A 4,467-nucleotide genomic window follows, 5' to 3' on the forward strand; every position below is an offset into this window, starting at 1 on the left:
TGAGCTCGTTGATCAGGAGCCGCTGATGCTCCTCCGCGCGCTTCCGCTCGGTGATGTCGCGGCCGACGACATGGAGCCCCACCGGCCGTCCCTCCCGGTCGTGGGTGAGGCCCGAGACGATCTCCCACGAAAGCCACTCCCCGGTGCTGCTGCGCACCCGCACGTCGTAGCGCGTCGTGCCGCCCGTCGTCAGCTTCTGCCGGAGCATCTCGGTCGTCCGGCCGAAATCGTCGGGCGAGACGAAGTCCGAGATCCTGCGCCCGATCGCCTCGTCGCGGGTCAGGCCGACGGCTGCGGCGGCCGATGGGTTGCAGTCGGTGATCACCTGGCCGAGATCGGCGGTGAGGATGAGGTCGCTGGTCTGCTCGAAGAAGCGGCGGTAGCGTTCCTCGCTCTCCCGCATCGCCAGCAGCGAGGCCTCGAGCGCTTTTCCGACCGCGTCGATTTCGGTGATGCCCGCGGGCTGGTAATCCGGCGCCTCACCCTGCTCGATCCGGGCGGCGGTGGCGGAGAGGCCCTTCACCGCCCGGGTGACTCGCCGCGCGGTCAGCAGGCCGATGACCGCGCCCAGCACCAGCAGGATCGCGGCGCCGCCCGCCGCTGCTGCGAGCGCCCGGTAGGTGCCGGCGCGCATCTCCGAACGGGGGAGGGCGACCAGGAATGTCCAGCCGGAGAGCGACGAGCGGCTGTAGGAGGCGACGGTCGGGATGCCCTCGAGCGAATGGCTCTCCCGCACTCCCTCGCTGCTTCGCGCCAGCGCTTTGCGGATGTCCGCCGTCGCCGGCTTTCCGACGAACCTCTCCGCGCCCACGTTCCGCCAGACGACGATGCCGCGCCGGTCGATCACGGTCGTGAACGCGCCCTTCTGCATGCGCTGCCGGACCATGGCCGAGCCGATCCGGCTCGGCAGCATCACCACCGAGACGTGAAGCGCCGCGCGCCCGCCGCGCATCACCGGCAGGTCGACGCACAGGATGTTGGGCGCGAGATAGCCGCGGCTGAGGTTGCAGATGCGGCTCTTGCCGCTGTCGAGCTCGGCGAACATGTGCGGCGGTGGAGTGCCGGACGGAAGCGGCGCGCCGGGGGCGAGCCTCGTATTGACGAGCTGCCGCCCCGCCCGGTCGCCGACGATGATCCAGGCATCCTGCCCGGAAAGGAGCGCGCGCGCCTTGCGGTCGAATGCCGGCCAGTCTTCGCGGGCCAGCTCCTCGGAGCCGCTCAGCGCCTGGAGGGTCGCTTCGTAGCGCTTGAGCTCGCCATCGACGACCAGGGACAGGGCTCGGGTGGTCGCGAGCAGCTGCTGCTCCGACTGCGTCCTTCCGAAACGATCGACCTCGTACAAAAGGATCGCCGCCGCGGCGCAGATGAGCAGCACCAGCAGCACGGCGACCGTAACGAGGTACTGCTGCAACGACCGCAAAACGCCACCCCCCTGAACCGCGCCCTTGCTCCGCACCTGCACAAGCGCGGACGCTTTGACAACAAGCGAAGAACTCCGCGCAGTCCGCGGAGCCTGCGCTCGATCAGGCGAGGCGGTCTAGCCGACGCGAGTCCAGGTCTGGGTCTTGCAGATGTAGCGGCCGAGCAGGCAGCCCTGCGCGACCATGTTGTTCGGCCCCGCCGGCTTGAGGCTGCCGGAGAAGCTTCGGCCCATGTCGGGCACGAACACGCGCCCGTTCCACGATCCTCCGCCGGCCGGGCGAAGATCCTGGAAGAGCTGCCGTCCGACAAGATCCGGGGTCCCCGCCTTCCGCGCCTTTTCCTTCGCGCGGGCATTCGCCCACACCACGGTGCCGCAGACGTTGGTGCCGCAGGGCTGCACCTTCACATGCACGCTGTTCTTGGGGTTCCGCCACACGCCCGAGGGCTGCACGGCAGCCGCCTCTGCCACTGTGCCGACCCCGAAGACCGCGACCACCGCGGCAGCCGCAAGGCTCGCGATTCTGTTCATGAAAAGCTCCGCTGACTCGAAAAAGGAATGCCGCGAAAGCGGCTATGCGCCTGATAAAGCGGGCTTCCTGAACGGAGCCACAACAGATCCGGCGCCAGCAGCGGCGGAGCCGCGCGGTCAGCGGGCGGCGAGCACGATCTTACCTGCCGGCGCTTCGGCCGAAGCGCTCACCGCCCCTGCAAGGCAGATCGCCGCCAGTGCGAGGAAGCAATAAGGTACGTGTTTCAGCTGCATGACGCCCACCCCCCGAGAGAATACTGCCTCTCGCTAGCGAATCTGAATCAGCTTCGGATTACCGGCAATGTAAAAAGCCGCGCTAAGTATCTGCGGCTGAAGATTGATTCGGGCCTGTTGCGCGGACGCAACGAAAGCGGGCGAACAACTGCTTTTTTGGCCTTGGCGGAATGCCATTAGTGGCAGCTGGTCCCTCGCTCCGAACCGCCCGGCCGCCGCCTTCGCCCTTTGTTAACCATCAGGGCGCATGCTCCCGCCATCGAGCCATCAGGAGGCTGGGAATGATCTCGAACGAGCGTTACTTCACGCGCCGCGCATCGGAAGAAACCGAGCGGGCAAACCGCGCCGCCGGCGCCGACGCCAAGCGCTGGCACCTCGAGCTCGCCGACAAATATCTGCGCCTCGCCAAGGAGCGCTGACGAGCCCGGCGCGGCCTACTCCGCCGCCTGCGAGGCCGGGCAACCTGTCCACGACTTCCAGCACCAGCTCGGTGCTCTGCCTCTCGGCACTCACCGCAGCCGTTGCCCGGCAGGCACGCCGGGGCTGGCGCGGCGCCGCCCGGCGGGATAGCTTCTCCCTCGTGACGGTGGAGCAGACGGGGGCGACGATCCGGTCCGTCCAGTGCCTTCGGGGGCTGGCGGCGCTGATGGTCGTCCTCCACCACCTCCAGAACCAGACGGGGCGGCTGGGCCTCGGCCACACCGACTGGTCCGCGCTTCCCTCGGGCGTCGACATCTTCTTCGTGATCAGCGGCTTCATCATGTGGGTGACGACCGCCTCCAAGCCCGATCGGACGGCGTTCTCCTTCTACCGCGACGGCATCACCCGCATCGCGCCGCTCTACTGGCTGATCACCGCCTTCCTGGTGGCGGTTCTGGTGGTCGCGCCGGGCGCCACCAACACGGCGGTCCTGGATTGGCCGCACATCTTCCGCTCGCTGCTCTTCATTCCGGCCGAGCATCCGGTCACCCATGCTTACCAGCCGACGCTCATTCCCGGCTGGACCCTCAACATGGAGATGTTCTTCTACCTCCTGTTCGGAGCCGCCATCGCCGCCGGCGGAGCCGATCTGCGGCTGAGGTGCCGGATCATCGTGCCGGCGCTGCTCGCGATCGTCGCGGCCGGGCTGGTCGTGCGGCCGGAGGGGCTCCTCGGCTTCTACACGCAGGACATGGTGGGCGAGTTCGCCGCCGGGATCCTGATCGGCGTTGCGTTCGCGGAGCGGCGTCTGCCCAGGTCCAACTGGTTCTGGGTGCCGCTCGTCGCCGGCTTCGTCCTGATCCTCGCTCCCACGCCGCTTGCGGATCTGGGATCCCGGCTCGTCCGCTGGGGCTTCCCCGCGTCGCTGATCGTCTTCGGCGCCGTCTTCGTTCCGCAGCCAGGGCCGGCGGCGCTGCAGCGGCTGGGGGATTGGTCCTACGCGCTCTATCTGTCCCACCCGATCACTTTGGCGGCCTCGGAAAAGGCATGGGCGAAGCTCGCGGGCCCGCTCCCGTTGCTGCTCTTCCCGCTCGCCGCGGTTGTGGCGGCGATCATTGCCGCGTGGCTGATCCACCGCGTCGCCGAGCTCCCTCTCACCCGCGCTGCCAGACGGCTGGTGCAGCCCCGCAGTCCCCCGGCATCGCCGCTTGCGACGTGAGCCCCCGTTCCTATAGTCCCTCCGTGCGCTTGCCTTCCGATCCATGCCCCGCCGCCTGAGCCCCCTGAAGCGGCTCGAGGGCGACCAGCGCCGCGCCTCTTCACCGCGCGATCACGCCGCGCTTTCGGCGTCCGCGGGCACAGGCAAGACCCATGTGCTCACCGCGCGCGTGCTCCGGCTGCTGCTGTCGGGCGTCGATCCCTCCTCGATCCTCTGCCTCACCTTCACCAAGGCCGGCGCCGCCGAAATGGCCGACCGCATCCACGCGCGGCTCGCCTACTGGGTGCGGCTCAAGGACAATGAGCTCGGCAACGAGCTCACCGCGCTCGGCGAGGATCCGGGGCCGGAGAGCCGGGAGCGGGCGCGGCGGCTGTTCGCGCGCGTTCTGGACGCCCCGGGCGGCGGCCTCCGGATCCAGACCATCCACGCCTTCGCGCAGTCGCTCCTGGCTGCGTTTCCGGCCGAAGCGGGGCTGGTGCCCGGCTTCCGCCCGCTCGATGGACGGGAAGAGCAGCTGCTGGCCCGCCAGGCGCTTGCGGACCTGCTGGTGCGCTCGGAAGCCGCGGGGGACCTGCCGCTGATCCGCGATCTCCAGGCGCTCAGCCACCGCATGGGGGAGGGCGGCGCGGAAAGCTTCCTGATG

At 69.1% G+C, this 4,467-nt stretch carries 5 protein-coding genes; 3 read left to right on the forward strand and 2 right to left on the reverse strand.

Annotation, left to right across the window (positions count from 1 at the left end):
* Together VF662_RS05260 and VF662_RS05265 are read right to left on the reverse strand one after the other, a co-directional pair.
* Positions 1 to 1,411, reverse strand: a 1,411-nt coding sequence (locus tag VF662_RS05260) for a PAS domain S-box protein (RefSeq protein WP_464138625.1), incomplete at its 3' end; no start/stop codon positions are given.
* A 126-nt stretch (positions 1,412 to 1,537) separates the two neighbouring features.
* Positions 1,538 to 1,951, reverse strand: coding sequence for a DUF2147 domain-containing protein (locus VF662_RS05265; protein WP_464138628.1), 414 nt, complete (start codon positions 1,949 to 1,951; stop codon positions 1,538 to 1,540).
* 515 nt (positions 1,952 to 2,466) lie between these two features.
* Here VF662_RS05265 and VF662_RS05270 point away from each other — a divergent pair.
* The 3 genes from VF662_RS05270 to VF662_RS05280 form a co-directional block, all read left to right on the forward strand.
* Complete coding sequence (locus tag VF662_RS05270) at positions 2,467 to 2,604, forward strand: hypothetical protein (protein WP_464138632.1); 138 nt, start codon at positions 2,467 to 2,469, stop codon at positions 2,602 to 2,604.
* Positions 2,605 to 2,675: 71 nt separating this feature from the next.
* Positions 2,676 to 3,824, forward strand: coding sequence for an acyltransferase family protein (locus VF662_RS05275; protein WP_464138635.1), 1,149 nt, complete (start codon positions 2,676 to 2,678; stop codon positions 3,822 to 3,824).
* Positions 3,825 to 3,867: 43 nt separating this feature from the next.
* The coding region (locus VF662_RS05280; RefSeq protein WP_464138639.1) for a UvrD-helicase domain-containing protein at positions 3,868 to 4,467 on the forward strand (600 nt) is incomplete at its 3' end.

Source organism: Allosphingosinicella sp., from assembly GCF_036387215.1.
Lineage (GTDB): Bacteria > Pseudomonadota > Alphaproteobacteria > Sphingomonadales > Sphingomonadaceae > Allosphingosinicella.